Consider the following 26,122-nt stretch of genomic DNA (forward strand, 5'->3'; position numbering starts at 1 on the left):
GAGCCATCCGCTCCCAAGCCGCGTCGCTCAAAACCAAACGATCCATCACACCCAAGGCCGCCTCCCAAAAAGCAGCCTTGAATCTGATTTGCTCCTAAAAGGGAATCCTTAGAGTCCACACCACCTAGCCAATCATGTCGTTGTCCAATAGAACGGCGCGCGGCGCGGTTGGTCTGGCATTTTTCGAGAGGTTGTATGATTTCATTCGCACGTATGGCCCGCGCAGGCGCCGCTTCGCTCTTGCTGATCGGGGCGGCCTTGCCGTTCGGCGCTGCACGGGCCGATAACGGATTCCCGTTCGGCGCGGAAATGACACTCGACGTGGACCGTCAACGCGGGTCGAAACGGATTCCCAACCTGGAGATTGGCGACAAGGGCGAGGTGATCCTCGAACTCTGGTGCAAGGGCGGCAAGGGCCAGTTCTCGGTGGCGGGAAATACCGTGATCTTCGTTCCCGGCGCGATGGAGAACCGGCCCTGTCCGCCGGACCGGGCGCAGGCCGATGACGAGTTGATCGCGGCCCTGACGGAAGCGGGCACCTGGAAGCGGCAAGGCGATTTCGTGTCGTTCATCGGCGCAAAGACGCTGCGGTTTCGTATCAACACGAACTAGGTCTGGGAGTTACTGCGTCGCAATCAAGCCGCTGGCGGTGGCAATGACCCAGCGGTTGCCCCAGCGCACGATGGACTCCACGCGTCCGATTCCGGGAATTGTGTCGCCGCGTGCGGCCATCCGGATACCGTCAGGACCTTCGAGAACGGCGGTGCCGTCCCGGACATCGACAACCGTCCAGCCGGGAATCGTCGCCGGCTTGGTTTCCGGCGCCGCCACCAAGGGCTGCCGCATCGCGATCGCAGCGGCGGAAGGGCTCGCATTGGCCTGGGAGGCCGGGCTCGCAGACGGACGTGCACCGCCCGGCAACAGGGCGGATGGCTTGGGAATGCTTCCGACAATGGCGGGCGAATCGGATGCGGATGCCGCCCTTCGAGCGCCTTCAATCCTGCCGCTTGATCGTGCTTCAGGAATTCGCGGCGAGGGCGCTTCTTTCAGCGCAACTTCTACAAGTCCGAATTCGCTTGCGAACTGGGGCCAATTCAACCCGCCGGCCCATCCCAGTCCAAAGCTTGCCACCAATGCTACGGCGACCAGCAAAGCGGTGCGTGCCCGATCGCCAAATGGCTCCCGCACCACCAAGACGTCGTCGCGATCGGGTTTAAGGAAATTCCACAAGCTCGCGGGTTGCTCCGGCCGCAGGCCGCCAACCACATTCCCCGACCAGATCTCAAAGGTACTCGGCTCGCGGTTTTGCATGGCGTGGCCCACGTTTTGGTGAACCAATGATGTCCCTCTAAGCTGAATCGAATCTTAACAATCAAAGCCCGCGGCCAGATCATTGCGCACTGTCCTGCGGCGGGAAGCATGGATACGCGCAGCCTGCCGCTCGCCCTATCGGGTTGGCACCCGGATCACTTCCACACCGACTTGTCCGCGTCCCAGCGCTGGCCCTTGAACTCCTTGGCCAGCGCCTCGACCGAGCCATTGTCGTCCTTTGGCTCGCCGCCTTCCTCGTCGCCGGTGGATTCTTCGGACAGGTTCAGCTTGGGGCCGGTGCCTTCATCTGATGTCGTGATCACCGGGCTCGAGATCCACAGCATCAGCCGGTCGGTTGCGCCCGGTTTGTCCGGCGAGACCAGCGCGGTGACCTCGACGCTTTCGGTGAGCGCGAGCGGTGGATAGATCGGGCTTGGCCGCTTGAAGGTCAACGTCAGTTTTCCGGTATTGGCGTCCCAGTCGGCGCCCGCTGGCTTGGCGGCGAGTGTTCTAGAGAGCACGGCTGATATTGCTGTCGCGATCTTGTCCCTGTTGATCTTGTCGCCGTCGCGCCATTCGGCCGCAGCAAAGCGGATGGTGCGATCCATCTCGACAGAGCCGCTGGTCCATCCCGCCGCGACCACGCCCGGCATCGATTTGGCTTTCGCAATCAGCGCAGCCGTGCGCTCCGGATCGGCCGTGAGGTTGATGGTCTGCTCGCCGGCGCGCAGCGCATCGCAGGAGATCGAAAGGCTCGATAGTCCGACCTCGACGGCCTCGCCCTTCAGGCTTTTGAGGAAATCGAGCGCGGCGTCGAGCTTGACCCGCACGCCGAACGCCTCAGGCGAAACGTCGGTAAAATCCTTCGGCGCCGGCGTGATGCCGTCGTCGCTGGTCTGGTTGTCCAGATATTCCTTCTCGCTGAGATCGGAATTATCCGTCGAGGTCACTTCAGTCACGGTCTGGCCAATCGTGATCTGGCCGCGGAATTCGAAGGTGTCGCCGACAGGCTTACGCGACAGCTTGACGATGACCGGCTGCTTGTCACCGAGGCTTTGCGTGGTGCCGGTCAGGTTCTGCCCGTTGAGGACAGCGAGATTGGCGACGAAGCGGTCCTTGCGGTCGGAGCCCTTCGCGACGGGGTAGCAGACGTCGAGGGTAGCTGCGATGACGTTCTTGCCCTGGCGCGTCTCCTTCAGCACGACGTCGGCATTGCCGTCCATCAGGCCGTCGAGCGCGGTGAAATAGCGCGTCTCGGTCGCGCCCGGCGCCGTCTTGGAGGGGAGTTTCATCTGGGCGAAAGCGAGGCTCGGGGAGACCGTCGCCAGACCGAGCAGGAGAAGGAAGCGCACGCGCATATGAAATTCCCTGAAACGATGGATTCGGCAGGGTCGTAAGTAGCAAACCCCGCCAGCATTTTCGAGCCAAGCACGTCCTGACCGATTGGGCCCGCATCATCCCAAAAAAGCCAAAAAAGAAGGCCGCCCGGAGGCGGCCTTCGACTAATTGATCGGGAACACCGGGCCTTAGAAGCCCATGCCGCCCATTCCACCCATGCCGCCGCCACCGCCGGGCATCGCCGGCGCGGACTCCTTCGGCAGTTCGGCGACCATGGCCTCGGTGGTCACCAGGAGGCCGGCGACCGAGGAGGCGTCCTGCAGCGCAGTGCGCACCACCTTGGCCGGATCGATGATGCCCTTGTCGACCATGTCGACATATTCCTCGGTCTGGGCGTCGAAGCCGTAGGTCTCCGACTTGTTCTCGAGGATCTTGCCGACCACGATCGAGCCTTCGACACCGGCGTTTTCCGAGATCTGGCGCAACGGGGCTTCCAGCGCCTTCAGCACGATATTGATACCGGCCTGGACGTCGGAATTGTCGTTGTTGATGCGGCCGACGGCCTTCTTGGCGCGCAGCAGCGCCACGCCGCCGCCCGGCACGATGCCTTCCTGGACGGCCGCGCGCGTCGCGTTGAGGGCGTCCTCGACGCGGTCCTTCTTCTCCTTGACCTCGACCTCGGTCGCGCCGCCGACGCGGATCACCGCGACGCCGCCGGCGAGCTTGGCCAGACGTTCCTGCAGCTTCTCGCGGTCGTAGTCCGAGGTGGTTTCCTCGATCTGCGACTTGATCTGCGTGACGCGGGATTCGATGTCCTTCTTCTTGCCCGCGCCCTTGACGATGGTGGTGTTTTCCTTGTCGATGACCACCTTGCCGGCGCGGCCGAGCATGTTGATGGTGACGCTTTCGAGCTTCATGCCGAGCTCATCGGAGATCAGCTGACCGCCGGTCAGGATCGCGATGTCTTCCAGCATCGCCTTGCGGCGGTCGCCGAAGCCCGGCGCCTTGACGGCGGCAACCTTCAGGCCGCCGCGCAGGCGGTTGACCACGAGGGTTGCCAGCGCCTCACCCTCGACGTCCTCGGCGATGATCAGGAGCGGGCGGCCGGACTGCACCACGGCTTCCAGCACCGGCAGCATCGACTGCAGGCCGGACAGCTTCTTCTCGTGCAAGAGCACGTAGACGTCTTCCAGCTCAGCGGTCATCTTTTCGGCGTTGGTGATGAAATAGGGCGACAGGTAACCGCGGTCGAACTTCATGCCCTCGACGATGTCGACCTCGGTCTCGAGCGACTTGTTTTCCTCGACCGTGATGACGCCTTCATTGCCGACCTTCTGCATCGCCTGCGCGATCATCTTGCCGATGGCGGTGTCGCCGTTGGCCGAGATGGTGCCGATCTGGGCGACTTCGGACGAGGAGGCGACCGGCTTGGCGCGCTTCTCGATGTCCTTGACAACGGCGTGGACCGCGATGTCGATGCCGCGCTTGAGGTCCATCGGGTTCATGCCGGCGGCGACCGCCTTGCCGCCTTCGCGCACGATCGCCTGCGCCAGCACGGTTGCAGTCGTCGTGCCGTCGCCGGCGGTGTCGTTGGTCTTGGAGGCGACTTCGCGCAGCATCTGCGCGCCCATGTTCTCGAACTTGTCCTCGAGCTCGATTTCCTTGGCGACGGTGACGCCGTCCTTGGTGATGCGGGGAGCGCCGAAGCTCTTTTCGATCACGACGTTGCGGCCCTTCGGACCGAGCGTCACCTTCACCGCATTGGCGAGAACGTCGACGCCGCGCAGCATGCGGTCGCGGGCGTCGCCGGAAAATTTAACGTCTTTGGCAGCCATTGTTTGGACTCCTGAATGAATGGATACGGTTGCTTGCCGCCTGTCATCGCCGGGTCTTCTTCCCCTCTCCCCTTGTGGGAGAGGGTGGATCGAATGAGCGATAGCTCATTCGAGACGGGTGAGGGGTCTGTCTCCGCGGATGGAGACCCCTCATCCGGCGCGCTTTGCGCGCCACCTTCTCCCACCCCCAACTCGGGTTTACCCGAGTTGGGCATCTTAACTTTGTCGAAGTCGGATAAATCCGACTTCGATGGGAGAAGGGAAGAAGTGATTGCGCCGACGACCCTGCGCGGCGGCTATTGGTTGGCCTCAGCTCAGCACGCCCATGATGTCGGACTCCTTCATGATCAGGAGTTCCTCGCCGTCGAGCTTGACCTCGGTGCCCGACCATTTGCCGAACAGCACGCGGTCGCCGACCTTGAGGTCGATCGGAATCAGCTTGCCGGCCTCGTCGCGGCCGCCCGGGCCCACGGCGGTGACTTCACCCTGTGACGGCTTTTCCTTGGCGCTGTCGGGAATGATGATGCCGCCCTTGGTCTTCTCTTCGGCATCGATGCGCTTGACCACGACGCGGTCGTGCAGCGGGCGGAATTTGGATTTGGCCATGACGTCTCCTCTTGAAGTTCCGTGGAAGGCGTGGTTTCAGGTCTGTGCCACGAAAATGGCTGATAATGCCGCGTATTCGACGCCGCCCCGGGCGGGACAGCACGACCTTAGCAATCGTTGTATTTGAGTGCTAAACGTGGGGCCGGGAAATATGGCTTGGCGCTGATGCTGTCAAGCAAACAAGGGGGTTAAGGCCTTCTTGAGGCCAATATAGGATGGTCCCACAGAAACCAAATCGGCGCAGTGACGTAATTTTAACCGACGTCATTGCTCCGGCAGGCTTTTTACGGTTGGCTGCTTGACGGGAGCGGCCAGGGAATTTGCTCGGGGGAATGCGATGATCAGCTCACGTAATGCGCGTACGGTTGCCAATCTGGCGATCGCGTCGGCGCTGACGATCTTGCTGGCGGCGTGCAGCAGCATGAGCCTGCCGTCGCTGTCGTCCAGTCCGCCCCCCGACGCCGAGCCCGGCGTTGCGCCCGAAATGCCGGCAACCATCCGCTCCGACGAGATCGTCGGCCGCTGGGGTCTCGCCTCGTTCCAGAATCCCAACGACCGCGCCCGCACCGAAGCGGCGGCACGCGGGCAGTGCAAGCAGCCTTATGTGATCGGCGCCGGCGCTTCCGGCGGCGTCGTCATGCATCTGGCCGACCAGGCCACCCCGCAGGAACTGCGCCTCAAGGGCAGCCCGAGCGGCAAGAACTATATCGGTCCGGCCGGTCCCGCCGGCGGCGAACAGGACCGCGAGATCGTCTCGTTCGACGGCCGCGTGCTCGTGACCCGCTTCATCGAAAAGGACGCCGCGGTCCGTTACGGCAACATGGTCTATGTCCGCTGCGCGCCGCGGGCGTGAGGTTGCGACACCCTCGCTCGTCATGCCCGCGAAGGCGAGCATCCAGTACGCCGCGGCCTCTCCGCTGAATCGCTGACGTCTCTGGGATACTGGATCATCCGCTTTCGCGGATGATGACGGTAGAGGACGGCGGGGGGGGGGGACGAGCCCAACAAAAAAACGCCGGCGTCTCGCCGGCGTTTTGCTTAGTCGGCGTTAATCAGCCGATCAATCGAACAGGGCGTCGATGTCGTCCTGCGAGGCGTGGCCGACGTCGCCGTCGAGCTTCGGGCCGTTGAGCAGCTTGGCGTCGCCTTCGCGGGTGTCGACGATCGGCGCGGCATGAGCCTTGATCGCATCGACGCCGCCCCAGATGTCCATCATCGTGTAGATGTGCTGCTCGATGAACTTCATCGTGGTCATCACCTTGCTGATGCGCTGGCCGGTGAGGTCCTGGAAGTTGCAGGCTTCGAAAATCGAGACGACGCGCTCCTGGATCTCCTCGCTGAGCAGCTTCTGCTGGTCGGGCGAGATGTTCTTGGACAGCGCGGTCGCCGCCTGGTCGATCGCTTCGGTGGCTTCCAGAATCTGCTGCGTGGCCTGTTCGGTGCCGCCGACGACGGCGCCGAGTTCGCCGTTGACCTTGGCCATTTCCTGGCCGTCGAAACTCTTGCCGTGCAGCGTAGCGATCTCGCGCTTGGTACGGTTGATGGCGTCGTGAATGAGATCGAGCTCGACTTTCAGCTTCGCGCACTGCTCGATCTGGGCGCGATAGGTTTCCAGCAACGCGTGGGCGTCGGCGGTCTCACGCGCGATATCCGTGGTGACGGTCGAGCCGTCGCGGGCGTGGCCGAAGCCGGCCATCTGTGCGCGGATCGCGCGCAACTCGGCCATGATCTCGCGATGCATCGGGCCGATCTCGCCGCCTTCGATCGCGGGCATGGTGATGGGCGAATCGCCCAGTATGGCTTGTTCGATACGAAAACGTTTGCGATTCACCGACATGAGTTTTTCCCACCCCTTCACTTCACGTGTGTTTTAGACCAGTGCCATTTAACGTGAGGTTCACGCCGGAACATCGCGTGTCGGCGGTTTGCCCGCGGCCGCACACCAACGATTAACCATGAGGGAGGCCCGTTCATGCAAAATAAACGCTACCGGACAAATCCGCGTGCGATTGCCGACGTGGTGAATCGAAACGCCTGATCTGTTTACCAAACCGATTAGGTTTTGATTTGTATTGATCGCGTGCAGCGGCGTTCGTCGAGCCGCCGCCAACCCCGCAATGACGAACAGTACAGAGTACGTCGATGTCCGGAAAAATCTCCCTTGCGCTCCTCGCGAGCGCGTCTTGCCTTTGCTTCGCCGGTGAGGCCTTGGCGATCGACGCCTCGCCAACAACCGAACCCACCGTGATCTACGCCCGCCAGCCTGCGCCGCTGCGGACCGCCTCTGCCGAGCGTTCGCGGATGGGCGGCGGCTTCATCGAATTCCTGTTCGGCGACCTGCCGCAGGGCGGGCGCTATCAGCGAGAGCCGGCCTATCAGCCGCAGCCCGATTACGGATATGGCGGGCGGCGCGCGCTGCTGCCGCCGATGGATCCGCAGCAGTCGATGCGCCACGAGGAGGAGGAGGCGTTCGATCCCGCGCAGCACCGGCTCGATCCGAGATACGAAAAGCAGGTGGTCGAGTATCACGGCAAGGAAAGCCCGGGCACCATCGTGATCGACACCCCGAACAAATTCCTGTTCTTGGTGCAGGGCGACGGCAAGGCGCTGCGCTACGGCGTCGGCGTCGGCCGTCCTGGCTTCACCTGGTCGGGTGTCAAAACGGTCTCCGCGAAGAAGGAATGGCCGGCCTGGACGCCGCCGCCGGAAATGCTGGCGCGTCGTCCCGACCTGCCGCGGTACATGGAGGGCGGCGCGCAAAATCCGCTCGGCGCGCGCGCGATGTATCTGGGCTCTTCGCTCTACCGCATCCACGGCTCCAACGAGCCCTGGACCATCGGCACCAATGTGTCGTCCGGCTGCATCCGGATGCGCAATGAGGACGTGATCGATCTCTACGGCCGCGTCAATGTCGGCGCCAGGGTCGTGGTGATCTGATGATTCGCGTAGCCCGGATGGAGCGAAGCGCAATCCGGGGGCGGTATCGCCCGCGGAGCGACCTGTCCCGGATTGCGCTTCGCTCCATCCGGGCTACGGCAAAATAAAACGGCCGCCTGAGGGGCGGCCGTTTTTCTTTTTCAGGTCCGGCGCCGCTCAGGCGAAATCGCTGTCGCCGCCATCGTCGCCATCGAAGCCGTCGGAATCGTGGTCCATGCCGTTATCATCGTCGTGCGAGGCCTGGTCGAAGAATCCCTGCCGCGAACCGGAATCGTTGTCGTTGTTGTCGGCGCGCCGGCTCGATGAACCGATGTCGTTGATGCCTGCGTCGCGCGCCAAGTCGCCGCCGGACTGATCGCCCCACGGCCTGCGGTCTTCGACGCCGCCGCCATGGCCCGCGGTGTCGCCGAATGCCTGGTGGTTGCCGCCGCCGCCCATCATCGAACGGATGCTGCCGGCCAGCAGCGATCCGCCGACCACGCCGGCTGCGGCCGCCGCCGCCGTTCCGAGGAACGAGCCGCCGCCGCCGAACGCAGACGGCTGCTGCTGCTGTGCGCCACCATAAGGCTGGCCGTAGGCCGGCTGATTATGTTGCCCGGGCGCCTGAGTCTGCTGCAAAACCTCGCCGGTGTTCCAGGCCGGACGTCCGCCGCCGGCCATCTCGGGCGCGCGCACGTTGGGTACCGAACCTTGCGGCTGGTTCTGCCCGAAGATCGCATCGCGCATCGAATCGAGGAAGCTGCCGGATTGATTTTCGGATTGATTTTGCTGGCCTGTCGCCGCTTCCAATTCCTGGATGCGCATGTCGGCGCGCTTCAGCGCTTCATCCTGCACCAGCGCAGTTTGCACCAGCGCATAGACCGCATTGGGCGCGTTGCGCAGGCCCTGCATGATCGCAGACATCGCCTCGGGATCGCGCTTGGCGCTCTCCAGCTTGGCGAGCCGGTCGAAAAGATCGTCAATCAGTTGGCGTTCTTGCGGTGTCATGGCCTTCTCCCTCGCGTCGATCGAGACGCGCCGAAGGATGTAAGGCGGGCTTTGTGTCGCCAGTAGTGGGTCAGCGAATTAAATTTTCGTATGCGACAAAACGCCGGGCGAGTTTGTCGCGTCTTATCAATTCAACGTAACTTTGTTCGCCGCCAGCAATGCCGGAAATCGATCGCTGGCCAGAAACGCGTGTTCCGCCTCGCGCTGGATGGTCAGGGGATCGAGGCTTTCGAGCGTTTCGTCGACGAATCCAGGGTGGCACATCACGAGCCCGCCTTCCGGCAATTCCCGAAGGAACCCACCCATCAGCATGTCGAAATCGGGCTGTTTCGAAAAATCATAGGCGCCGTCGAAGGCGGGATTGAACGGGATTTTTGCAGCGGCGGCGCGCTTGCGGAATTGCGCGCTGAGCACGTCGAGCACGAGCGCCTTGGGCTCGCCGAGCAGCTTGGCCAGCGGCCCCCGGCGTCCGCCCTGACGGACCCAGGCGCCGGGTGCAGCCTCCTTCACCGCGCGCAGAAAGGCGTCGCGCACCTGCGGGAAGAGTTGCGCATGCTGGTGGCCGTCGACGAAATCGGGCGCGCGGCCGAACAGCTCCTTGAAGGCCGCGAGCTGCGCGAGCAGTTCGTCCTCGATCATTTCAGGATCGAGCCGCCGCAACAGCCCTGACCGCAGCATGGTCGGAAACGGCAGGAACAGGCCGCCATCGAGCGGCCTGAAGTGCATCGTCAGCGGACGAAACGGCGCAGTCAGCGTCGCATGCAGCCCGATCGCGCAGCGCGGGCTGGTCGCTGCTGTGTCCTGCAACGCGGTGACTTCGGCGCGCCCGATCGCCGGGCCGACCACCATCACCGAGGTGGCGTTGAGACGGCCGCGGGAGATCAGATCGCGAATGGCGCGGTTGACGCCCTCGGCCAGCCCGTAATCGTCGGCGCACAGCCAGATCCGGCGCAGCGCGGCGTCGTTCATTCGGCGGCGGTCCGCTCAGTGGCGCTCGCCGCCGTCTCGCCATCGGCGCGCTTTTCGGAATGCTCGGCGACGAAGTAGATCGGACGCGCCTTCAATTCGGAGAGGATCTTGCCGATATATTCGCCGACGATGCCGATCATGATGAGCTGCACGCCGCCGATCGTCATCAGGCCGATCATCAGCGAGGGATAGCCGGGGACCTGCTTGCCGGTGGTCCAGACCTCCCAGAGAATGGTCAGGCCGAACACGAAGGCGCTGATCGCCAGCAGCACGCCGAGCAGACTCGCAAAGCGCAGCGGCGCCACCGAGAACGACGTCAGTCCCTCGATCGACAACCCGATCAGCCGGCCCGGGCTGAACGTGGTGACGCCATGCGCGCGCGGCGCCGGCTCGTAGTCGACGCGGATCTGGCGGAAGCCGATCCAGTTCGACAGTCCCTTGAAGAAGCGGTTGCGCTCGGGAAGTTGCCGCAGCGCCGCGGCCGCGCGTGGCGACAGCAGGCGGAAATCGCCGGCATCCTCGGGGATCTTCTGCCGCGCGCCCCAATTGATCAGCGCGTAGAAGCCGTGCACCGCCTGGCGGCGCAGGAACGATTCATTGTCGCGATGCGCTTTCGCCGTATAGACGACATCGTAGCCGTCATCGATCCAGTGCGCGACGAGCTTTACGACCAGGCTCGGCGGATGCTGGCCGTCGCCGTCCATGAACAGAACAGCGCCAAGGCGGGCATGATCCAGCCCCGCCATCAGCGCGGCTTCCTTGCCGAAATTGCGCGACAGCGACACCACCTGGACGTCGAGCGCATCAGCGCTAAGTGTGCGCGCGATCTCCAGCGTATTGTCGGCGCTGCCGTCGTCGACATAGACCACTTCGCTGGCGAGTCCGTAACGTTCCTTCAGCGTGCGGGCGAGGCCGACCAGCCGCTCGTGCAACAGCGCGAGCCCCGCCGCCTCGTTGTACAGCGGCACGACAATCGACAGGCCTTGCGCCGCGGCGCTGGCTGCGGTCGTCGACAGGCGGGAAACGTCAGAGCCGAGCATCATCGATCAGGTTCCAGATTGTCCAACCGCATATGTTACCTGCCGCTAGCTGTCGCAACGATGAACGAAACGGCAGCCTTATTGCCGCAAGAACGCCTCGAGCCTGGCAAATAGCGGGTTTTCCCGGTCGAGCACATAGTCGAGTGAGGCGATCGAAACCGTGTCGGCGCCGTGTTCGCGCAGGAAGCTGCCGAGCGCATAGAGGTGCATAGGCGGGCAGTGCAGCGTGATCATGCCCGAGGATGTCGGCCCGCCGAACGGCGCGACCACGCCAAAACGATTATGGGCTTCCGTCAGCAACGCATCGTTGCAGCCGGCGAAACGCGTTCGCACCTCGCGATATTTGCTGGCGCGGGCGCGCGCGGCGATATGGTCGAGGATGACGCGCGCGGTCTCGCGGGCTTCAGCCGACCAGTCGGCATCGCGGGAAGCCACGAGATTGGCCTGGCTGCGCAGGATCACGCCGTCGTCGAGCACCTTCAGCCCGTTGGCGGCCAGCGTTGCGCCCGTCGTCGTGATGTCGACGATCATCTCGGCGGTGCCGACGGCCGGCGCGCCTTCGGTGGCGCCAGCGCTTTCGACGATTCGGTAATCGACCACGCCGTGCGCGGCGAAGAAATTGCGCGTCAGGTTGATGTATTTGGTGGCGACCCGCATCCGCCGGTTATGCTGAGCGCGGAAGCCGGTGGTGACGTCGTCGAGATCGGCCATGGTGCGGACGTCGATCCAGGCGTGCGGCACCGCGACCACGACATTGGCACTGCCGAAGCCGAGATTGTCGATCAGCAATATGCGCTTGTCGGCGTCCGCAATGCTTTCGCGCAGCAGATCCTCGCCGGTGACGCCGAGATGCACCATGCCGCGCGCGAGCTGGGAGGCGATTTCGCTCGCCGAGAGATAGGCGATCTCGACATTGTCGAGGCCTGCGATGGTGCCGCGATAGTCGCGCGCGCCGCGCGGTTTCGCCAGCGAGAGCCCTGCGCGCGTGAAAAACGCCTCGGTGTTTTCCTGCAGGCGGCCCTTGGAGGGAACGGCGAGAACGAAGGGGGCGGTCATGCGGCGCCCCCTTGCGAGACAGTGCCTGACTGCGTCAGGGCTTCGATCCATACCGAGAAACCGACCGCCGGGATCGGCGTGGGCGAACCGAGCTGCGTCATCAAGCCATCATAGCGGCCGCCGGCCACTAGCGGCTCGACGCCGTTGCCCTTGCTGTTACCCTTGGTGCTTCCCTTGGCGTGCAGTTCGAATTCGAAGCCGGTGTAATAATCGAGCCCGCGGCCGAACGAGGTGGAAAACCGCGTAAGCTTCGTGTCGATGCCGCGCGCGGCCATGAAGCCGATGCGACTTTCGAGCTCATCGATCGCTGCCGCCAGATCGAGCCTGGCATCGGCGGCCAGCGCGCGCAGTTGCGCCACCGCTTCATCGGGGTCGCCCGCGATCGCGAGGAAGCGCTTGATGGTGTCGAGCGCGTCGCGCGGCAGCGCGCCGCCCTTCAGCGTCGATTGTTCGAGGAAGCGGTCGGCGATCTCGGCAACCGTGCGTCCCCCGACATTGGTGGTGCCGGCGATCGACATCAGGTCGGTGACCAGCGCCAGCGCCGCCTTGCGGTCGGAGCCGGCAAGTGCGGCCAGCACGCCCTCATATTCGTTGCGGCCGGGCGCGGTCGCGAGCGTCAGGCGCTCGATGTCCTCGGCGAGGCTGATCTTGCGGTTGAAATCCTTGATCAGTCGCCGCCGCCAGACCGGGTAGAGGTTAAGCGCGTCGATCAGCGCGGTGAACAAAGCGACGTCACCGGTGCGAATTTCGACGTCCTCCAGTCCGAATGCGGCCGTGGCTTCCAGCGCCAGCGCCAGCATTTCCGCATCCGCCGCGGCGCGGTCCTGCCGGCCGAAGGATTCGATGCCGGCCTGCAGGAATTCGCTCGGCTGGCCGCCGCGATAGCGGAACACCGGCCCGAGATAGGAAAAGCCCGCGGGCTTTCCGGCGCTCGCAGAGGCAAGATAGTCGCGCGCCACCGGAATGGTGAGGTCGGGGCGCAGGCAGAGTTCCTCGCCGGAGGCGTCGGTCGTCAGGTAAAGGCTCTTGCGGATATCCTCGCCGGAGAGGTCCAGGAACGGCTCAGCCGGCTGCAGGATGCCGGGGTGGGCCTGGACGTAGCCGCCTTGTGCAAACGACAATAGCAGCGCATCCGCCCAGGCGGCGGATCCGGCAGCACCTCTGACGGCAGCGGTCGCAGTCATTTCAGGTCCAAATATCCGGAAAAACCGGGTTCCAGGGTTCGTTTGGGGCCCCCGGGGGTTCCGGGGGGCCTCGTTGGCGCAGGCCATAGCATGGCCGGGGCGGCGTTTCGACAGGGATTGGCCAACTGAATTAATGGGCGGTGCTGGGTTAACAGGCGGACTTGGGAGCCTGCAACCCAATGTGAGGTGAGTACGCTCGTCAGGCTCCCTGCGGGGGAGGGTTGGGGAGAGGGGTAGCCGCGCACTCGGAACGAAGAGATTACGCCGACCTCAAACCGTTGCGCGCGCCGCGCTCAAGCTGGGAGCCACGTGTCGCGCCATCGTCTGGCAACGGAGCAAGCGGCACCCCTCTCCCTAACCCACGAGCGAGCTTCGCTCGTCTCGGACCCCGCAAGGGGGAGGGAACCCGTCTGCCGGTGCGTCCCTGACCAACCCTCTAAGGAGCAGCCACCCGCCAGTCCCCCAGCGCCGCCTGCACCAGGGCCAGCGCGGCGACGCCGGCGGTATCTGCGCGCAGGATGCGGGGGCCCAGAGACAGCGGCAGCGTCCTGGGCTGTCGCAGCAACAGCGCCCGCTCTTCCTCGGCAAATCCGCCCTCCGGGCCGATCAGCACGTCGATCCCGTCGGCGGCGGTCAACCCCTGTTGCAACGCCTCGATGGGATTGCCGATGTCGGCTGCCTCGTCACAGAACACCAATAGCCGCCTGGTTTCGCGCTTTTCGAGAAAGCGGTCGAGCGCGATAGGCTCGGCGACCTCAGCAAGGCTCAGGATCCCGCATTGTTCGGCGGCCTCGATGACATTGGCGCGCATCCGCTCAACGTTGACCCGCGAGACCTGGGTGTGCCGCGTCAACACCGGCTGCAGCTTTGCGGCCCCCATCTCGACCGCCTTCTGCACCATGTAGTCGAGGCGGGCATGTTTCAGCGGCGCGAAGACATAGGCGATGTCGGGCAGGCGATCCTGCGGCCGCGTGCGCGCGACGATCGTCAGGCCGTCGGGCCGCTTGCGGCCCTCGATCTCCGCCCGCCATTCGCCGTCGCGGCCGTTGAACACCGCGATCGATTCGCCGGCCGAAAGCCTGAGCACGTTGCCGAGATAGTTGCTCTGGTTGCGCTCCAGCGCGATTCTGTCGCCCTCGCGCAAGGGAGCATCGACGAACAGGCGGGGGGCGCGAAAATCGAGTTCGGGCATCGGTATTGTTCCGTTTCCGGGCGCTTTTAGCCTAAAGCGCTAGAATCCGGAGGCTATTTTTGGCTTTGCGGCCGCCATGCGCCGCGCTGCTGCCCCAATCAACGGGTTGTTAAGCGTCGGCAGGAATCGTAAAAATGCCCATTGCAAATCTGCGTCGTTCGGAAGACGCCGGGGCTGCCTGACCTTGCCGGAGAACAACCCTTGATGATCCGCCGCCTGATTGTGCCGCTGACCGCTGCCGTCGTGATTGTTCACGCCGGGCAAGTGCTTGCGCAAGGTGCGTTTCCGGCGCCATTGCCCAACCAGAGCGCGGCACCCGCGAATGCCTCGCCGTTTCCGCCGGTGAATGGCGCGGCGCCGTCGGCCTCGGTCGGCGCGCCGTCGCCGTTCCCGTCGCAAGGTGCCGCCCCGGTCTCCCGCGGATTCAGTGGGCCGCCGCCCCAGGCCAGTGGTTCGGCGGACGACTGCATGAAAGGGTTCGTTCCCTTGCGCGAGGAGGCCGAGCGGCGCGGCAAGATGATCAAGGCCGCGAGCGACCGCAAGGCGCCGCCGGACGAGGCCTGTAAGCTGATCAAAAATTTCGGCCAGGCCGAATTGAAGATGATCTCATATGTCCAGACCAATTCCGCCAAGTGCGGAATTCCGCCGCAGATCGCCGACCAGCTCAAGAACGGCCACAAGAACACCGAGAAGATGCAGAATCAGGTCTGTTCCGTCGCGGAGCAGGCGCGGACACGCGGACCGGCCGGTCCGAGCCTCAGCGAAGTGCTCGGCTCTTCGGCGGCGCTGCCTGAGGCGCAGGCCGTCAAGAAGGGCGGCAGCACCTTCGATACGCTGAACGGCAACGTTCTCGCGCGATGATCCCGGCCCGATGAGCGACGCGACCACCCGCGTTGCCGACGCCACCGGCAACTGGGTCGATACGCGCGCGCCGTCATGGTCGCGGCCCTATTTGCGGCTTTCCCGTTTCGACCGTCCGATCGGATCGTGGCTGTTGCTGATGCCGTGCTGGTGGTCGGCGGCGCTGGCCGCCGGCATCGCGCGCGACGTCTCGCAATTGCCGCTCGTGATCGTGCTGTTCTTCGTCGGCGCCTTTGTCATGCGCGGGGCGGGCTGCACCTGGAACGACATCACCGACCGCGATCTCGACGCGCGGGTCGAGCGGACGCGGTCGCGGCCATTGCCGGCCGGGCAGGTCAGCGTGGCGCAGGCGTTTGCCTTCCTGGTCCTGCAGGCGCTGATCGGACTTGCCGTGCTGCTGCAGTTCAACCGCTTCGCGATCATGACCGGCATCGCCTCACTCGTCATCGTCGCGGTCTATCCCTTCATGAAGCGCATCACCTGGTGGCCGCAGGTGGTGCTGGGGCTGGCGTTCTCCTGGGGCTCGCTGATGGGATTTGCGGTCACGCTTGGCCGCATCGATCTCACCGCGCTCGTGCTCTACGCCGGCTCGATCGCCTGGGTGATCGGCTACGACACGATCTACGCCCACCAGGACGCCGAGGACGACGCGCTGATCGGCATCAAGTCCACCGCCCGCCTGTTCGGCGCGCGCACGCATCGGGCGCTCGCGGTGTTTTACTCGCTCGCAGTGATCTTGATCGGCGTGGCGTTGGTGCTGGGCGGCGCACGCTGGCCGGCATGGGCCGGGCTGATCGCGTTCGCGGCGCATCTCGCCTGGCAGATCAAGCGACTGGACATCAGCGATCCCGCGCTGTGCCTGCGAGTATTCTGGTCCAACCGCGATGCAGGGCTGTTGCTGTTCGCCGGATTGCTCGTGGACGCGGTGATGCGCGCGTAATTCGCAAATCTCGTAGGGTGGGCAAAGGAGCGTTAGCGACGTGCCCACCATCTATCATCGAGCACGCTTCGCGATGGTGGGCACGCTTTCGCTTTGCCCACCCTACGGATCCGCGAACTGATGCAAACCTCGGGCGCAACGCGTCGCGAGATCGCGAAGGTGTGCCGGCGTTTGGAAATTGAATCCGGAAGCTCCTCCGTCGTCCCTGCGAACGCAGGGACGACAGCGATGAGGAGCGCCTCACTCATCCTGCAGGAGCGATGACGAGGTTAATCCCGCGCGATGATCTCGCGCTCGTCGTGATGAACGGTCTCGGTGTTGCCGAGATTGCCGAGCCGGCGGCGGACCAGAAATTTCGGGCGGCGGGCGCGGATCGAGTTGTGGCGGCGGCGCCGGGCGGCCGGTTCGCTGTGGTCATCTTCCGCCAATAGCGGCAGCGCGAAGATGTCGCTCCACATCTGCCAGGCGATGGCGATCTCGTCGTGGTCGGAGCTCACGCATAAGGGAATGTTCAGCGAGGGGTCGCGATGCGCGAGCACCAGCATCTGTGCGTCGTCGTCGAGACCACGCAACGCGACGCCAAGAAAGTCGCTGACGCGGACGTTGATCGCCATCCGCATGCCCTTGACGGCACGGTGCAGCACAACGCGTTCGCGATGGAGTTCGATTTTTCGCACGCCGCCGTCTGCGCGGGTGTCGTGCGCATGGAAGCTAAGCGGCAGAGAAAGAGGGTCGAGCCGCAGTGCACGGCTCGACCCGGCGGGATTGATCCCGCTTATTGCTGTTTGACGCCTCACGGCTCTCATCTCCCCGCCGGGATTATGTTCCCGGTCGATACGCGAGACCTTAGCCGAGCGATTTCCGTTTCGTCTTAAAAAGCCTGGTTAAGGAGACGTCACCCGCCCTGGATCTCCCCGCATGATTGACAAGACCTTGGCACGCATGATTGACGAGACCTTGCGCAAATGCCGAAATTGTTTGGTATTTGGCGTCGCAAAATGCTTGAAATCCCTGTGAATCAGGCACATCTGAGGGCCTTGCGATTTGCGCCTGAAACCCCTTCAATGTCAGGGATTTTGTTTGTGAACTCTTCACCATCCAGCACGTCACAGCTTTCGAAGTCCCAGAAGACCTCTGACGCGGCCTCCGACCTGTTCGACCAATCGGCGCTCTCGACGCTGGCGCAGCAACTGGTCGAGGCAGCCAAGCGCGCCGGTGCGGATGCCGCGGACGCGGTCGCGGTGCGCGGCGTCTCGCAAGGGGTCGAGGTGCGCGACGGACGGGTCGAGGAATCCGAGCGTTCGGAAGGAGATGACGTCGGCCTGCGGGTGCTGGTCGGACAGCGCCAGGCGGTGGTCTCCACCAACGACATCTCCGGCGACGGCGTCGCCAAGCTCGCCGAGCGGGCGGTCGCGATGGCCCGCGTTGCGCCCGATGACAAATATGTCGGCCTCGCCGACCCCTCGCTGCTGGCGCGCGAGTTCGCGGATCTCGATCTGCTCGACCGCAATATTCCGACCACAAGCGAGCTGGAGCGCCGCGCCTGCGAAGCGGAGGCCGCAGCTCTGGCGGTCAAGGGCGTGACCAAGTCGAGCGGCGCGTCCGCCTCGAGCGGCATCGGCGGCATGGTGCTGGTGACCTCGACCGGCTTCCACGGCTCTTACCTGCGCTCCAGCCACGGCATCTCCGTGACCGCGATCTCGGGCGAAGGCACGACGATGGAGCGCGATTACGATTTCACCTCGGCCCCGCATGCCTCCGACCTCGATTCGCCCGAAAGCGTCGGCCGCAGGGCAGGGGAGCGTACCGTGGCGCGCGCCAATCCGCGCAAGGTCGAGACCTGCAAGGTGCCGGTCGTGTACGACCCCCGGGTGTCGGCATCGCTGGTCGGCCATCTCGTCGGCGCCATCAACGGCGCCTCGATCGCGCGCAAGACGAGCTTCCTGAAGGACCGGATGGGCGAGCAACTGTTCGCGAAGAATATCCGCATCATCGATGATCCCTTGCGGGTGCGCGGCCTGCGCTCGCAGACCTTCGACGCCGAGGGCGTGAAAGTGAAGAAGCTCGCGCTCATCGATGAGGGGGTGTTGACCACGTGGCTGCTCGATTGCGCGACCGCGCGCGAACTCGGGCTGGTCACGACCGGGCATGCCCATCGCGGCGTCTCGTCCTCGCCGTCGCCGGGATCGTATAATCTGCATCTCGAGCCCGGCGAGATGACGCCGAAGGAACTGATCTCCGACATCAAGCAGGGCTTTTACGTCACCGACCTGATCGGCTCCGGCGTCAACGGCGTGACCGGCGATTACAGCCGCGGCGCCTCCGGCTTCTGGATCGAGAACGGCGAGATCACTTACCCCGTCAGCGAGGTGACGATCGCGGGCCATCTGCTGGCGATGTTCAAATCGCTGGTTCCCGCCAACGATCTGGAATTCCGCTACGGCGTCAACGCGCCGACGCTGCGCATCGAGGGCCTGACGCTTGGCGGACGCTGATACCGCCGACCGCATTTCGGCGCGCGATGCCGCGCTGTTGAGGGACACCGTGCGCGAAGCCGGTGCGCTGGCGTTGTCGCTGTTTCGCACCGAGCTGAGGAACTGGACCAAGGGCGCCTCGTCGCCGGTCTCCGAAGCCGACATCGCGGTCAACGACCTCGTGGAGCGGCGGCTGCGCGCGGCGACGCCGGATTATGGCTGGCTCTCGGAAGAGAGCGTCGACGACGACGCGCGTCTCGGCAAGAGGCTGGTCTGGATCGTCGATCCGATCGACGGCACCCGCGGCTATCTCGCCGGCCGCGAAGACTGGTGCGTCAGCGTGGCGCTGGTTGCGGGTTCGGCGCCGGTGCTGGCCGCGGTGTTCGCTCCCGCCAGCGACGAGTTCTTCTTCGCGGTCCGCGGGAAAGGCACCACGTGCAACGAAGTGCCGGTATCCGCGGCCGCAGGAACGGAGCTCGACTTTTCCCGCATGGCCGGTCCGAAGCCGCTGGTGCAGCGGCTAAGCTCGTCACCGGACGAGATCACGCTGCATCCGCGAATCGGATCGCTGGCGCTTCGGTTGTGCCGGGTTGCGGACGGCAGCCTCGATGCCGCTTTTGCAGGCGGTCAGAGCCGCGACTGGGATCTTGCCGCGGCGAATTTGATCGTGCAGGAAGCGAATGGTAGAATGACCGCGCTCTCGGGGGATGCGATTGAGTATAATCGCCGGGAGGTGGTGCACGGGGTGCTGGTGGCGGCGGGACAGGATCGGCATGCGCGCATTGTCGAGCATTTCCGAAAGCGTCCGTTGCCCTGAATCGGTCGAAATCCGTGCCACAAATCATCCCGTCCACGCCGCGACACACGCTGTCGCTCCTGCTTGCCGGGCATCTCATTAGGAAAGACCAACATGCCAGATAGCGCCCCGCAGCAATTGCTTCATCTCGTCATCGGCGGCGAGTTGACCGATCTCGAACACACCACGTTCAAGGACCTCGACCAGGTCGACATCGTCGGCGTGTATCCCAATTACGCATCCGCTCACGCGGCCTGGAAGGCGAAGGCGCAGCAGACCGTGGACAACGCCCACATGCGCTACTTCGTGGTTCACCTCCACCGGCTGCTCGATCCAGGTCAAGACACGAAGTCCTCCAGTTAAGAAGTCCTGCAGTTGAAACGATTCCTTCGCGACTTGCTGCGCAGCACCTGGGTTCAGCGCGCGCTGGGGGTGCTCGCGGCCGAATATCTGCGGCTGGTCTGGCTGACCAATCGCTTCAGCTATGAGCCGGCCAACGTCTATGACATCGTCGAGCCGGAGATGCCGGCCATCTTCGCGTTCTGGCACGGCCAGCATTTCATGACGCCGTTCATCAAGACCAAGGAGGTGCATCGCGCCAAGGTCCTGATTTCGCGGCATCGCGACGGCGAGTTCAACGCCATCGCCGCCGAGCGGCTCGGCATTGGAACCATCCGCGGCTCCGGCGATCACGGCGGCGCCTTCCAGCGCAAGGGCGGCGTCGGCGCCTTCAGGGAAATGCTGCAGGCGCTCGAAGAAAAGTGGAACGTCGCTACCACCGCCGACGTGCCGAAGCGCGCGCGGGTGGTGGGGCTCGGAATCATCATGTTGGCGCGGGAGTCGGGCCGGCCGATCATGCCCTTTGCGATGGTGAGCAGCCGATTCATCCGGTTGAAGAACTGGGACTCTACCACCATCAATTTGCCGTTCGGGCGCGGTGCGGTGGTCGGCGTTGGACATGTATACGTGCCGCCGGATGCTGATGCCGAGACTATGGAAAAGCTGCGTCTTCAGGTAGAAGCTTATCTGAACGAAGCGACTCGTCGCGCCTATAAGGCCGTCGGGCGTCCGGAGGCCGCTCTTGGCTAATTCGCTGCCGATGACGTTGCGCGTCTACCGGAAACTGTCGTTCGCGATGGTGCCGCTGTCGCCTGCGTTGATCAGCCGGCGATTGAAGCTCGGCAAGGAAGATCCGGCGCGGGTCGGCGAGCGCCGCGGCATGAGCGCCGACGTCCGCCCCCCAGGCCCCCTGGTGTGGATCCACGGCGCCAGCGTCGGCGAGGTGCTGGCGGCGGCTGCGCTGATCGAGCGGCTGCGGGCGCTCGACCTGCGCATCCTCGTGACCTCAGGCACGGTGACCTCGGCGGCGATCGTCGCCAAGCGGTTCCCTCCTGACGTCATCCATCAATATGTGCCCTACGACTCGCCGCGCTATGTGGCGCGGTTTCTCGATCACTGGCGGCCCTCGCTGGCGCTGTTCATCGAATCCGATCTGTGGCCGAACCTGATCCTGTCGAGCGCCGCGCGCCGGCTGCCGATGGTGCTGATCAACGGGCGGATGTCGCATCGCTCGTTTCCGCGCTGGCGCCGGGTCGCAGGGACCATCTCGGCGCTGCTGGGCAAGTTCGACATCTGCCTGGCGCAGTCACAGACCGATGCCGATCGCTTTGCCGCTCTGGGCAGCCGCAACGTCATCGTCACGGGAAATCTCAAGCTCGACGTTCCTGCGCCGCCGGCCGACGGCAACAAACTGGATATGTTGATGTCGATGACGCGCGGCCGCCCGGTGGTGGTCGCGGCCTCCACGCATCCCGGCGAAGAAGAAATCCTCACGGAAACCCACCGGAAGCTCGCCCGCTATTTTCCAAAGCTGCTCACCGTGATCGTGCCGCGGCATCCCGATCGCGGCGAGGCCATCGCGCGCATGATCTCTGCCGCGGGTCTCAATCCGACCCTGCGCTCGCACGAGGACTTGCCCACCGCTACGACCGACATCTATGTCGCCGACACCATGGGTGAACTGGGATTGTTCTACCGCCTGGCGCCGATCGTGTTCATGGGCGGATCGCTGGTCGAGCATGGCGGGCAGAATCCGATCGAGGCGATCAAGCTCGGTGCGTCGGTGGTCCACGGCCCCCACGTTTTCAATTTCACCGACGTCTACGAAGCCCTCGATTCTGCCGGCGGCGCCAGGCGGGCGGATACGCAGGAAATGCTGGTCAAGCACTTCGGGCAGATGCTCGCCGATCCCAAGGCGCGCGAAGCCGTGCTCACTGCCTCCGAGCGCGTGGTCGGGCAACTCGGCGGTGCGCTGGAGCGAACGCTCAACTCGCTCGAGCCGTACTTGCTGCAATTGCGGATCGAGATGGGAGCCGCCAATGCGTGAGCCGGGCTTCTGGCACGGCCCGTCTTCGCTCAACTCGCATCTATTGAAACCGCTTGCCGCACTCTATGGCGCCGTTGCCGCAAAGCGCCTGCACCGCAAGGGATTGAACGCCGGCATTCCGGTGCTCTGCATCGGCAATTATAGCGTCGGCGGCGCCGGCAAGACGCCGACCGTGCTGGCGCTGGCGAAGCTGCTGGGCGAGCTCGGCGAGACGCCGGTCGTGCTCAGCCGCGGCTATGGCGGCGAATTGCGCGGGCCGGTCAGGGTCGATCCTGTCAGGCACGCAGCTTCCGATGTCGGCGACGAGCCGCTGATGCTGGCGGGCCACTTGCCGGTCGTGGTGTCGCGCAAGCGCGCGGACGGCGTGCCGCTGGCGCGGTCGCAAGGCGCGACCGTGATCCTGATGGACGACGGCTTCCAGAGCCCGGCGATCGTCAAGGACGCTTCGCTGATTGTGATCGACAGCGAGCGTGGGGTCGGCAACGGGCAGGTATTTCCCGCCGGCCCGCTGCGCGCGCCGCTGCGGCCGCAACTGGCGCGCACCGACGCGCTGATCGTTGTCGGCGACGGCACTGCCGCTGCAGCAGTGGCGGCGGAGATTGCAGCGCAAGGCAAGCCGGTGTTATCAGCGCATCTGAAGCCGGATGAGGCCGTGGTGGCGCAGCTTCGAGGAAAGCGCGTGCTGGCATTTGCCGGCATCGGCGATCCAACGCGATTCTTCAACACGCTGCGCGCCAGCGGCATCGATGTCGTCATGCAGCGTGCCTTCGCCGATCATCACCCGTATTCGCAAGCCGAGATCGAAGGACTGATTACCGAGGCTCGGCGCGACGGGCTGACATTGGTGACGACGGAAAAGGATCTGGCGCGGCTGCGGCGCGGCGGGAGCTTGCCGGAATGCGCAAAGCAGATCGTACCGTTCGGCGTGGCGCTCGAATTCGACGACAAGGGACTGCTGCGAAAGTTCGTCGCCGACCGGTTATTCAAAGCTCGGGAGAGACCGTAGGGTGGGCAAAGCGAAGCGTGCCCACCACTAACACCAGCCGCGCAAGGATGGTGGGCACGGCGCGATGCGCCTTTGCCCACCCTACAAATCCGGACCTAACCCTGCGACTTCAGCGTGCCGGGAAAGTGCCGCTGCAGCACGGCGGTCGGAACCGAGTAGGCCTCCTGCAGATCGACGCTCCAGTATTTCAATTCGTCAAGCGGGATCCGCACGTCGGTGATGGCGCAGCGCACATAGGTTCCGGGAGAGATCACGCGGAAATCGCCATCCAGATACTGCACCTGCGCTTCGCCATGGCCCGAGGGGCCGAATTTATTGAGCACCGTCAAACTCTCCGATAGGCCGGTCCCGAGGGCTGGCCTTAAGTATATTTTCCAAAATTTGATCTATCATAAATAGGTCGCACTGTCCGCCCCGGAAACCCACCGACTTGTGATGATTTTGTGCCGTCCTGCATGATAGCGTGAATTTTATCGTGCCTGCAGCGTCATACCGATCCGACAGAGACCGATGCGCCTGTTGTCAGCAACGCTATTCCTGACGCTCCTTGCTGCGACCTGCACAGCCGGCGCCGCGCCGTTGCCGGCCCCGCGCCAGGTCGATATCCCGGCGACCGGTCTGACCCTGCACGCGCAGCTCTACAAGCCTGATGGCGACGGCCCGTTTCCCACCGTGATCGCGCTGCATGGCTGCGGCGGATTGGGTGGACAGTCGGAGCCGGTGCAGCCGCGCTACCGCGACTGGGCGGAGCAGCTATTGAAGACCGGCCATGCGGTGCTGTTGCCGGACAGTTACGGTTCGCGCGAACTCGGCCCGCAATGCCGCGTCAATGAGCGCCGTGTGCTCGCCCGCCGCGAGCGGGTGGCCGATGTCAACGCATCGCGGCAATGGCTGCTGCAGCAACCCTGGGTCGCGCGTGACCGGATCAGCCTGATGGGATGGGCGAGCGGCGGCAGCGCCGTGCTGTGGGCAGTGCGTCCGCAACTATCGTCGCGCAGAGCTGAACCGGATTTCCGCTCGGCCATCGCATTCTATCCGGACTGCCGGATCTCGTCCGGCCTCGGCTGGAGCGCGCGTGTGCCGACGCTGCTGTTGATTGGTGCAAAGGACGACATCAGTTCGCCACAGGCCTGCCGCCAGATGGTGGATGGCGCCCGTGGCCGCAGCGCACTGGCGCGGATCGTGGTCTATCCCGGCGCATCTCACGATTTCGATCGTGCCAACCTTCCGCTGCTGGCGATCGCAGGGACCGACGCCGCGTTGCCCGAACGCGGTCACATCGGCACCGATGCGGACGCGCGCAAAGACTCGCAGCAGCGCGTCACGGAGTGGCTGGCGCGCTAAAGCGTTTTCGAGCGAAGGCCTGCCCCGGACTTGATCCGGGGTGGACACCGGTTCGCGTCAAGAAAACGCGTCAAAACAAGAATCTAGAGCCCGGTTCTGATGCAATCAGAACCGAAAAGGCTCTAGAACAGGCTTCCCTGATCAACCGGCTTTGCCACGCGCTTGGGCGCGGCCGGCTTGGTCTCGCGCGGGGCCGGCTTGGCCGGGCCAGCGGCGGCGGTCGTCGCGGCCGGCCGATCCGCATCCGCCGTGGCGCCGACGCGGCCATCAGCAAATTCGATCGACAGATGCGCGCTCGGTCCGATCGCGGCAGCGGCGTGGACGGCGTGGCCCTGTTCGTCGCGCACCAGGGCAAAGCCGCGGGCGAGCACGCCGCGATAGGACAGCGCCGACAACAATTGGCCGCTATGGGCGACCCGCGCATCGAGACGCTGCATGGCGGTGACCAGCGCGCGGCGGGCGCGATCGGCCAGCCGCTGTGTGCGCTCGCGGTCGCGCGCGATAGCGTTGCGCTGCGCCTGGGCGTTGGAGAGTTTTGAGGCCTTCAGCCTGACCTCAAGCCCGGCAAAGCGTTCACGCCGGTTGCGCAGCAGGGCGCGGGCGGACAGCCTGATACGTTCGCCCGACACCGTGAGGCGATGATTGGCCTGCGAGACCTGTCCGCGCAGAACCTTCAGGGTCAGGCCGGCGCTGAGCTGCGAAAAGCGGCGGTGATGGGCGTGCGTATTGGCCTTCAGGCCGCGGGGCAGGGCGGCGCCGAAATGATCCAGCCGCTGCCTGGGGATCGCGAGCAGTTCGCTTAAACCGGGCAGCGCGCGGGCGGCGGCGCGCAACTCGTTGCGGCGGCTCTCCTGGCCGCGCTGCCAGCACACCATCGTGCGCCGCGCCAGGCTTTCGACCTCGGCGAACAATTCGCTGCGGACGGGAACCGCCATTTCGGCGGCGGCCGTCGGCGTCGGCGCGCGCTTGTCGGCGGCGAAATCAATCAGCGTGATATCGGTCTCATGGCCGACGGCCGAGATCAGCGGGATCATGCTGTCGGCGACGGCGCGAACCACGATCTCCTCGTTGAACGACCACAAATCCTCCAGCGAGCCGCCGCCGCGCGCAACGATCAACAGATCCGGCCGCGGGATTCGCCCCGCTTCCGGCAGCGCATTGAAGCCGCGGATGGCCGCTGCCACCTGCTCCGCCGAGCCATCGCCCTGGACCTTCACCGGCCACACCAGCACGCGGCGGGGGAAGCGGTCCTGCAGCCGGTGCAGGATGTCTCTGATCACCGCCCCGGTCGGCGAGGTGACAACGCCGATCACTTCCGGCAGCCAGGGCAGCAATTGCTTGCGCGCCTCGTCGAACAGGCCCTCGGCGGCGAGCTTCCGCTTGCGTTCCTCCATCAGCGCCATCAGCGCGCCGATCCCGGCGGGCTCGAGCGCTTCGATGACGATCTGGTATTTCGACGAGCCCGGATAGGTCGTGAGCTTGCCGGTGGCGATGACCTCGAGCCCTTCCTGTGGCTTGAACCGCATCCGGGCGTGGGCGAATTTCCAGATCACCGCCTCGATCTTGGCGCTCTCGTCCTTCAGCGCGAAATAGCAGTGGCCCGAGGAGTGCGGCCCGCGGAAGCCGGAGATTTCCCCGCGCACGCGGACATGGCCGTAGGCGTCCTCCACCGTCCGCTTCAGGGCGGAGGAGAGTTCCGAGACGGTGAATTCGGGCGCGTTGATCAGGTTATCTGGCGGCATCGGCAACTGATTCGGACCTTTGAGGCATTGCCCGCAACGTAGGGATTTTTAACGATCCCCGCCATTCCAGGACTTGTGGAACTCATGTACTCTGTAGTACAGAGTTCTCTGTGTTATG

Annotated in this window: 26 protein-coding genes; 12 read left to right on the forward strand and 14 right to left on the reverse strand. The window is 64.7% G+C overall.

Annotated features, from left to right (window positions below; all coding sequences use genetic code 11):
• The first annotated feature begins 213 nt into the window (after positions 1-213).
• Complete coding sequence (locus GWE18_RS31835; protein WP_275189743.1) at positions 214-612, forward strand: META domain-containing protein; 399 nt, start codon at positions 214-216, stop codon at positions 610-612.
• A 9-nt stretch (positions 613-621) separates the two neighbouring features.
• On the opposite strand, the gene GWE18_RS31840 is transcribed toward GWE18_RS31835, so the two are convergent.
• From GWE18_RS31840 to GWE18_RS31855, 4 genes are all read right to left on the reverse strand, one after another.
• Entirely contained in the window at positions 622-846 is a 225-nt protein-coding gene (locus GWE18_RS31840; protein WP_275189660.1) for a hypothetical protein, read from the reverse strand.
• A gap of 620 nt (positions 847-1,466) precedes the next feature.
• The gene (locus GWE18_RS31845) at positions 1,467-2,669 is read right to left on the reverse strand and encodes a hypothetical protein (RefSeq protein ID WP_275189661.1); all 1,203 of its coding nucleotides are present in this window, start codon (positions 2,667-2,669) and stop codon (positions 1,467-1,469) included.
• A 168-nt stretch (positions 2,670-2,837) separates the two neighbouring features.
• Positions 2,838-4,484 (reverse strand): chaperonin GroEL, encoded by a 1,647-nt coding sequence (groL, locus tag GWE18_RS31850; RefSeq protein WP_057853020.1) that lies wholly within the window; start codon positions 4,482-4,484, stop codon positions 2,838-2,840.
• Between the two features lie 309 nt (positions 4,485-4,793).
• Entirely contained in the window at positions 4,794-5,090 is a 297-nt protein-coding gene (locus GWE18_RS31855) for a co-chaperone GroES (protein ID WP_057853021.1), read from the reverse strand.
• A gap of 337 nt (positions 5,091-5,427) precedes the next feature.
• On the opposite strand from GWE18_RS31855, the gene GWE18_RS31860 reads away from it, so the two are divergent.
• On the forward strand, positions 5,428-5,943 hold the full coding sequence (locus tag GWE18_RS31860; RefSeq protein WP_275189662.1) for a hypothetical protein: 516 nt from the start codon (positions 5,428-5,430) through the stop codon (positions 5,941-5,943).
• A gap of 207 nt (positions 5,944-6,150) precedes the next feature.
• Here the strand turns inward: GWE18_RS31860 and GWE18_RS31865 are convergent, their stop codons facing one another.
• On the reverse strand, positions 6,151-6,927 hold the full coding sequence (locus GWE18_RS31865) for a protein phosphatase CheZ (protein ID WP_275189663.1): 777 nt from the start codon (positions 6,925-6,927) through the stop codon (positions 6,151-6,153).
• 305 nt (positions 6,928-7,232) lie between these two features.
• On the opposite strand from GWE18_RS31865, the gene GWE18_RS31870 reads away from it, so the two are divergent.
• Positions 7,233-8,027 carry a L,D-transpeptidase gene (locus GWE18_RS31870; RefSeq protein WP_275189664.1) on the forward strand — a complete coding sequence of 265 codons (795 nt, stop codon included), beginning with the start codon at positions 7,233-7,235 and terminating at the stop codon, positions 8,025-8,027.
• Between the two features lie 156 nt (positions 8,028-8,183).
• On the opposite strand, the gene GWE18_RS31875 is transcribed toward GWE18_RS31870, so the two are convergent.
• The 6 genes from GWE18_RS31875 to GWE18_RS31900 form a co-directional block, all read right to left on the reverse strand.
• A complete protein-coding gene (locus GWE18_RS31875; protein WP_275189665.1) occupies positions 8,184-9,014 on the reverse strand; it encodes a DUF2076 domain-containing protein in 831 nt (276 codons plus the stop codon).
• A gap of 126 nt (positions 9,015-9,140) precedes the next feature.
• Positions 9,141-9,983 (reverse strand): ChbG/HpnK family deacetylase, encoded by an 843-nt coding sequence (locus GWE18_RS31880; RefSeq protein ID WP_275189666.1) that lies wholly within the window; start codon positions 9,981-9,983, stop codon positions 9,141-9,143.
• On the reverse strand, positions 9,980-11,026 hold the full coding sequence (locus GWE18_RS31885) for a glycosyltransferase family 2 protein (protein ID WP_275189667.1): 1,047 nt from the start codon (positions 11,024-11,026) through the stop codon (positions 9,980-9,982). Before GWE18_RS31885 ends, GWE18_RS31880 begins: the two co-directional genes overlap by 4 nt.
• Before the next feature lie 75 nt (positions 11,027-11,101).
• Positions 11,102-12,079, reverse strand: a complete 978-nt coding sequence (gene hisG, locus GWE18_RS31890) for an ATP phosphoribosyltransferase (protein WP_275189668.1) — start codon at positions 12,077-12,079, stop codon at positions 11,102-11,104.
• On the reverse strand, positions 12,076-13,263 hold the full coding sequence (locus GWE18_RS31895) for an ATP phosphoribosyltransferase regulatory subunit (protein WP_275189669.1): 1,188 nt from the start codon (positions 13,261-13,263) through the stop codon (positions 12,076-12,078). The genes hisG and GWE18_RS31895 overlap by 4 nt, the downstream gene beginning before the upstream one ends.
• 436 nt (positions 13,264-13,699) lie before the next feature.
• Positions 13,700-14,455, reverse strand: a complete 756-nt coding sequence (locus tag GWE18_RS31900) for a 16S rRNA (uracil(1498)-N(3))-methyltransferase (protein ID WP_275189670.1) — start codon at positions 14,453-14,455, stop codon at positions 13,700-13,702.
• Positions 14,456-14,659: 204 nt separating this feature from the next.
• Here GWE18_RS31900 and GWE18_RS31905 point away from each other — a divergent pair, with 204 nt between their 5' ends.
• Positions 14,660-15,316: a hypothetical protein gene (locus tag GWE18_RS31905; RefSeq protein WP_275189744.1), complete on the forward strand. Its 657-nt coding sequence runs from the start codon at positions 14,660-14,662 to the stop codon at positions 15,314-15,316.
• A 10-nt stretch (positions 15,317-15,326) separates the two neighbouring features.
• Positions 15,327-16,256: a 4-hydroxybenzoate octaprenyltransferase gene (gene ubiA / locus GWE18_RS31910; RefSeq protein WP_275189671.1), complete on the forward strand. Its 930-nt coding sequence runs from the start codon at positions 15,327-15,329 to the stop codon at positions 16,254-16,256.
• A 269-nt stretch (positions 16,257-16,525) separates the two neighbouring features.
• On the opposite strand, the gene GWE18_RS31915 is transcribed toward ubiA, so the two are convergent.
• Positions 16,526-17,053: a DUF6101 family protein gene (locus GWE18_RS31915; RefSeq protein WP_275189672.1), complete on the reverse strand. Its 528-nt coding sequence runs from the start codon at positions 17,051-17,053 to the stop codon at positions 16,526-16,528.
• Between the two features lie 285 nt (positions 17,054-17,338).
• On the opposite strand from GWE18_RS31915, the gene GWE18_RS31920 reads away from it, so the two are divergent.
• The 6 genes from GWE18_RS31920 (at position 17,339) to lpxK (ending at position 22,918) form a co-directional block, all read left to right on the forward strand.
• Entirely contained in the window at positions 17,339-18,751 is a 1,413-nt protein-coding gene (locus tag GWE18_RS31920; RefSeq protein WP_275189673.1) for a TldD/PmbA family protein, read from the forward strand.
• Complete coding sequence (locus GWE18_RS31925; RefSeq protein WP_275189674.1) at positions 18,738-19,547, forward strand: 3'(2'),5'-bisphosphate nucleotidase CysQ; 810 nt, start codon at positions 18,738-18,740, stop codon at positions 19,545-19,547. The genes GWE18_RS31920 and GWE18_RS31925 overlap by 14 nt, the downstream gene beginning before the upstream one ends.
• Before the next feature lie 93 nt (positions 19,548-19,640).
• On the forward strand, positions 19,641-19,889 hold the full coding sequence (locus GWE18_RS31930; RefSeq protein ID WP_057853034.1) for a DUF4170 domain-containing protein: 249 nt from the start codon (positions 19,641-19,643) through the stop codon (positions 19,887-19,889).
• A gap of 12 nt (positions 19,890-19,901) precedes the next feature.
• Complete coding sequence (locus GWE18_RS31935; protein WP_275189675.1) at positions 19,902-20,615, forward strand: lysophospholipid acyltransferase family protein; 714 nt, start codon at positions 19,902-19,904, stop codon at positions 20,613-20,615.
• On the forward strand, positions 20,608-21,912 hold the full coding sequence (locus GWE18_RS31940) for a 3-deoxy-D-manno-octulosonic acid transferase (RefSeq protein WP_275189676.1): 1,305 nt from the start codon (positions 20,608-20,610) through the stop codon (positions 21,910-21,912). Before GWE18_RS31935 ends, GWE18_RS31940 begins: the two co-directional genes overlap by 8 nt.
• Positions 21,905-22,918, forward strand: a complete 1,014-nt coding sequence (gene lpxK, locus GWE18_RS31945) for a tetraacyldisaccharide 4'-kinase (protein ID WP_275189677.1) — start codon at positions 21,905-21,907, stop codon at positions 22,916-22,918. Before GWE18_RS31940 ends, lpxK begins: the two co-directional genes overlap by 8 nt.
• Before the next feature lie 95 nt (positions 22,919-23,013).
• Here lpxK and GWE18_RS31950 read toward each other — a convergent pair whose 3' ends face one another.
• Positions 23,014-23,241: a DUF2093 domain-containing protein gene (locus GWE18_RS31950; protein WP_275189678.1), complete on the reverse strand. Its 228-nt coding sequence runs from the start codon at positions 23,239-23,241 to the stop codon at positions 23,014-23,016.
• A 187-nt stretch (positions 23,242-23,428) separates the two neighbouring features.
• On the opposite strand from GWE18_RS31950, the gene GWE18_RS31955 reads away from it, so the two are divergent.
• Positions 23,429-24,262 (forward strand): dienelactone hydrolase family protein, encoded by an 834-nt coding sequence (locus GWE18_RS31955; RefSeq protein WP_275189679.1) that lies wholly within the window; start codon positions 23,429-23,431, stop codon positions 24,260-24,262.
• A 122-nt stretch (positions 24,263-24,384) separates the two neighbouring features.
• Here the strand turns inward: GWE18_RS31955 and xseA are convergent, their stop codons facing one another.
• Positions 24,385-26,004, reverse strand: coding sequence for an exodeoxyribonuclease VII large subunit (gene xseA / locus GWE18_RS31960; protein ID WP_275189680.1), 1,620 nt, complete (start codon positions 26,002-26,004; stop codon positions 24,385-24,387).
• Between the last annotated feature and the right edge of the window lie 118 nt (positions 26,005-26,122).

Origin of the sequence: Bradyrhizobium sp. CSA112, from assembly GCF_029051645.1 — a bacterium.
Lineage (GTDB): Bacteria > Pseudomonadota > Alphaproteobacteria > Rhizobiales > Xanthobacteraceae > Bradyrhizobium.

Bases quoted from the DNA above. Each gene is read 5' to 3' on its own strand.
- GWE18_RS31835 (WP_275189743.1), top strand. From the start codon at position 214: ATGGCCCGCGCAGGCGCCGCTTCGCTCTTGCTGATCGGGGCGGCCTTG.
- GWE18_RS31840 (WP_275189660.1), bottom strand. From the start codon at position 846: ATGCGGCAGCCCTTGGTGGCGGCGCCGGAAACCAAGCCGGCGACGATT.
- GWE18_RS31845 (WP_275189661.1), bottom strand. From the start codon at position 2,669: ATGCGCGTGCGCTTCCTTCTCCTGCTCGGTCTGGCGACGGTCTCCCCG.
- groL (WP_057853020.1), bottom strand. From the start codon at position 4,484: ATGGCTGCCAAAGACGTTAAATTTTCCGGCGACGCCCGCGACCGCATG.
- GWE18_RS31855 (WP_057853021.1), bottom strand. From the start codon at position 5,090: ATGGCCAAATCCAAATTCCGCCCGCTGCACGACCGCGTCGTGGTCAAG.
- GWE18_RS31860 (WP_275189662.1), top strand. From the start codon at position 5,428: ATGATCAGCTCACGTAATGCGCGTACGGTTGCCAATCTGGCGATCGCG.
- GWE18_RS31865 (WP_275189663.1), bottom strand. From the start codon at position 6,927: ATGTCGGTGAATCGCAAACGTTTTCGTATCGAACAAGCCATACTGGGC.
- GWE18_RS31870 (WP_275189664.1), top strand. From the start codon at position 7,233: ATGTCCGGAAAAATCTCCCTTGCGCTCCTCGCGAGCGCGTCTTGCCTT.
- GWE18_RS31875 (WP_275189665.1), bottom strand. From the start codon at position 9,014: ATGACACCGCAAGAACGCCAACTGATTGACGATCTTTTCGACCGGCTC.
- GWE18_RS31880 (WP_275189666.1), bottom strand. From the start codon at position 9,983: ATGAACGACGCCGCGCTGCGCCGGATCTGGCTGTGCGCCGACGATTAC.
- GWE18_RS31885 (WP_275189667.1), bottom strand. From the start codon at position 11,026: ATGATGCTCGGCTCTGACGTTTCCCGCCTGTCGACGACCGCAGCCAGC.
- hisG (WP_275189668.1), bottom strand. From the start codon at position 12,079: ATGACCGCCCCCTTCGTTCTCGCCGTTCCCTCCAAGGGCCGCCTGCAG.
- GWE18_RS31895 (WP_275189669.1), bottom strand. From the start codon at position 13,263: ATGACTGCGACCGCTGCCGTCAGAGGTGCTGCCGGATCCGCCGCCTGG.
- GWE18_RS31900 (WP_275189670.1), bottom strand. From the start codon at position 14,455: ATGCCCGAACTCGATTTTCGCGCCCCCCGCCTGTTCGTCGATGCTCCC.
- GWE18_RS31905 (WP_275189744.1), top strand. From the start codon at position 14,660: ATGATCCGCCGCCTGATTGTGCCGCTGACCGCTGCCGTCGTGATTGTT.
- ubiA (WP_275189671.1), top strand. From the start codon at position 15,327: ATGAGCGACGCGACCACCCGCGTTGCCGACGCCACCGGCAACTGGGTC.
- GWE18_RS31930 (WP_057853034.1), top strand. From the start codon at position 19,641: ATGCCAGATAGCGCCCCGCAGCAATTGCTTCATCTCGTCATCGGCGGC.
- lpxK (WP_275189677.1), top strand. From the start codon at position 21,905: ATGCGTGAGCCGGGCTTCTGGCACGGCCCGTCTTCGCTCAACTCGCAT.
- GWE18_RS31955 (WP_275189679.1), top strand. From the start codon at position 23,429: ATGCGCCTGTTGTCAGCAACGCTATTCCTGACGCTCCTTGCTGCGACC.
- xseA (WP_275189680.1), bottom strand. From the start codon at position 26,004: ATGCCGCCAGATAACCTGATCAACGCGCCCGAATTCACCGTCTCGGAA.